This is a genomic window from Bradyrhizobium sp. MI1.3, from assembly GCF_055811695.1.
The window spans coordinates 1-3,283 of the sequence record NZ_JBVVPQ010000172.1; the positions used below are offsets into that span (position 1 = coordinate 1).

The window sequence follows — 3,283 nt, forward strand, 5'->3', positions numbered from 1 at the left end:
TTGTCGAAAGCCGTCAACTGCGGGCCGTGTTGGCACGACCTGCCTCAAGGTGCGGATCACGCACCCGTTTCATCCGCTGAACAGCCACTCCTTTGAGCTGATCTGCCGGCGCCGTCATTGGGGCGAGGACCGGGTGGTCTATGCGGGTGCAGATGGGCGGCTTTGCACGATCGCAAGCGCGTTCACCAATATCGACCCCCCGGACGAGTTCCGCCTGGTGGCGGCGGGAAGAGCCGCCTTTCGCACCGCCGATTTGCTGGCGCTGTGCGATGCGCTGGACGGGCTTGCTGGGCGATTGGGCGCCGGCGATGCGTAAAGAAAATTACGCCTCTAACGTAAAACGAACAATGCCGCACCGCCGAATCGCCGCATTATGCAGCATATAGCGCTAACTTCATGGTTTACATCCAAGATATAGAGGCGTATTTATATTTACGAATCACCGAGGCCGTCCATGGCAAAGCCAAAACGACGAGACCCGAAGAGCGAGGCGCTGGCGCGAGACGGTGTCCTCAATCCCAATCCCGAAGTCGTTCGCGACGTTCTGTTCACCAGCAATCCATTCTTCGATGCCAAGGACCTGGTCCAGGTGCGCTACGAGATGGTGCGGCGCCATCAGATCGACGGCATTGCCATCAGCGAAGCCGCCGCGGGGTTCGGCGTCACCCGACCGACCTTCTACAAAGCCCAAAACGCATTGCAGGCTGCAGGGCTTGCCGGTCTACTGCCAGGCCGGCGCGGTCCCAAAGCCGGCCACAAGGTCTCCGCCGAGGTCATTGCCTTCGTGACCGATCTCAGAGCGGCAAAGCCGGAGATGACAACCTCGCAGTGTCTCGACGCAATCGAGGCACGCTTCGGCGTCAAGGTGCACAGACGCAGCCTGGAGCGGGCGCTGGCGCGCAAAAAAAAACGAATCCATCCACCAACTTGATTGTCGCGCCGGCGGACGTAGCGATGGTCTACGAGAAGCTGCGCGGCGCGGTCCTGTCAGGCGAAGTCACCACGAGTTCCGGCCTCGGTATTCTGCGCCGCCAAGGTTTGGCTGCATGGATGGGGGCGCTGGGGCACGAACCTTTTGCCGCGGTCGCTTGCCGCGAGCCCGCGCCCGATCTGTCGCCGCCGGCGAGCGACGTCACCCGCCTCATCGCCGGCATTCTTGTCTCCCTCGCTATGGAGCCGATGCATGCCTGAGCTCAAGGTCACGGCCGACCATCTCAAGCGTGATGCGTACCTGTATGTTCGCCAATCCACGTTGCGGCAGGTCGCCGAACATGGCGAGAGCACGCAGCGCCAATATGCGCTGCGCGAGCGCGCAATTGTAGCGGGCTGGCCGATCGAGCGCATTCATGTGATCGATCGCGATCTCGGCAAGTCTGGTTCCAGCAGCACCGCACGCGACGGCTTTCAGCAACTCGTGAGCGAGGTGGCGCTTGGCAAAGCCGGCATCGTCATGGGCCTGGAGGTCTCGCGACTGGCGCGCAACTCCGCGGACTGGCATCGTCTCATCGAACTGTGCGCGTTGACTGCGACGCTCATTCTCGACGAAGACGGTATCTATGATCCGGCCGGCTTCAATGATCGCCTCTTGCTCGGCCTCAAAGGCACCATGAGCGAGGCCGAACTGCATATTCTCAAAGCGCGCATGCGTGGTGGTCAGCTCAACAAGGCCCGGCGCGGCGAGCTGGAGATGGGTCCACCGGTCGGACTGGTCTATCGAACTGACGGTACAATCGGCCTCGATCCCGACGCCCAGGTGCAGAGCGCCATTCGGCTGGTCTTCGAGATGTTCGAGCGGACCGGAAGCGCCGTCCAGACCGTCCGCTTTTTCCGGGAGCAAGGCTTGCAGTTCCCACGCCGGCTGCGGACAGGTGCCAACAAAGGCGACCTCCTGTGGGCGCCACCGCAGCATTCACGCATCCTCCAGGTGCTGCACAATCCGCGCTATGCCGGTGCGTTCGTCTATGGTCGCACGCGCACCCGCCATCGCCCCGACGGTGGCGTCAGCGTCGTCAAGGTCGCGAGGGTGGACTGGCAGTTTGTCATGCCGGGCATGCACCTGGGCTACATCGATTGGGAACGGTTCGAGGCCAATCAGCGGCGCCTCGCCGACAATGCCGGCGCCTTCGGTGGCGAACGGCTCTCTGGGCCGGCGCGCGAGGGACCGGCGTTGCTCCAGGGGCGCGTGCTATGTGGCTTGTGCGGCGAACGCATGGGTGTGCGTTACAGCCGCGAGCACAGCAGCACGGTCCCGATCTATGTCTGCCAGGAGAGTGCCGTGCGCCGCGCCGGAAAGATCTGTCAAACGGTGCCTGGCAAGATCGTCGATGCGGCGGTCGCAGCGCTGATGATCGAGATGATGACGCCGATGACGCTGGCCGTCAGTCTGGAAGTCCAGCGCGAACTTGAGATGCGTGCCCACGAGACGGATACTGCGCGTCGGCAGCATGTCGAGCGATTGCGCTACGATGCCGAGCTTGCCCGCCGGCGCTACATGAAGGTCGACCCTGACAACCGTCTCGTCGCCGATTCGCTCGAGGCCGAATGGAACGACAAGCTGCGCCGTCATGCCGAGGCTGCCAAGGACTACGAACGCCGCAGCAAGCAGCAGGCTGCGACGCTCAGCGCCGCGGCCCGGCAACGTATTCTCGGTCTGGCTGAGCAACTGCCACAAATCTGGAACGACGCGCGCGTCGACTTCCGTGAGCGCAAACGCATCGTGCGCTTGCTTCTTGATGACGTGACGTTGATCAAGGCGCAGAACATCACCGCCCACGTGCGTCTGTCCGGCGGGGCTACGCGCACATTGAAGCTCGAACGACCGCTGCCCATCGCCCAGCTGCGCAAGTTCAAGCCCGAGCTTGTCGCGACCGTCGACCGGTTGCTCGATCAACATTGCGACCGCGAGATCGCCGACATTTTGAACCGCGACGGATGGCGCACCTGGGAAGGCAAGCCTTTCAGCCTGAAGAAGGTTGCCTTCATTCGCGGTGCCTACAAGCTGGCGAGCCGATACGATCGTTTGCGCCGCCGCGGCATGCTCACGACTCACGAGGTTGCTACGAGGTTCGGCATCGCCAAAACCACCGTGTACGAATGGGGCCGTCAGGGGCTCATCAGAAAATGCTACGCAGACAGCCTGAATCGTGGTCTCTGGCAGATCGCATCTGAGACAACGATCCTCAAGGGCCGTGGCGGCCGCCGCTCCAGTCCGCCCCAGGCAACGCCTATCACCGCGCAACCACCAGAATGAGGTGCAGTATGAAGCAATCGCCTTGTCGCGCGG

General features: G+C 62.7%; 4 protein-coding genes. All 4 read left to right on the plus strand.

All coding sequences use genetic code 11. From position 1 onward, the window contains the following. Positions 1 to 316, plus strand: a 316-nt coding sequence (locus AC0L3A_RS40290) for a DUF5372 family protein (RefSeq protein WP_473256534.1), incomplete at its 5' end; no start/stop codon positions are given. Positions 317 to 454: 138 nt separating this feature from the next. After that, entirely contained in the window at positions 455 to 931 is a 477-nt protein-coding gene (locus tag AC0L3A_RS40295) for a helix-turn-helix domain-containing protein (RefSeq protein ID WP_231144202.1), read from the plus strand. Positions 932 to 954: 23 nt separating this feature from the next. Then, the gene (locus tag AC0L3A_RS40300; RefSeq protein WP_231144201.1) at positions 955 to 1,191 is read left to right on the plus strand and encodes a hypothetical protein; all 237 of its coding nucleotides are present in this window, start codon (positions 955 to 957) and stop codon (positions 1,189 to 1,191) included. Continuing rightward, the gene (locus AC0L3A_RS40305) at positions 1,184 to 3,250 is read left to right on the plus strand and encodes a recombinase family protein (RefSeq protein WP_231145828.1); all 2,067 of its coding nucleotides are present in this window, start codon (positions 1,184 to 1,186) and stop codon (positions 3,248 to 3,250) included. The genes AC0L3A_RS40300 and AC0L3A_RS40305 overlap by 8 nt, the downstream gene beginning before the upstream one ends. Positions 3,251 to 3,283 lie beyond the last annotated feature (33 nt).

What these genes read in the sequence shown, in the direction of transcription:
- AC0L3A_RS40295 (WP_231144202.1), top strand. Translation starts at nt 455, where the DNA reads ATGGCAAAGCCAAAACGACGAGACCCGAAGAGCGAGGCGCTGGCGCGA.
- AC0L3A_RS40300 (WP_231144201.1), top strand. Translation starts at nt 955, where the DNA reads ATGGTCTACGAGAAGCTGCGCGGCGCGGTCCTGTCAGGCGAAGTCACC.
- AC0L3A_RS40305 (WP_231145828.1), top strand. Translation starts at nt 1,184, where the DNA reads ATGCCTGAGCTCAAGGTCACGGCCGACCATCTCAAGCGTGATGCGTAC.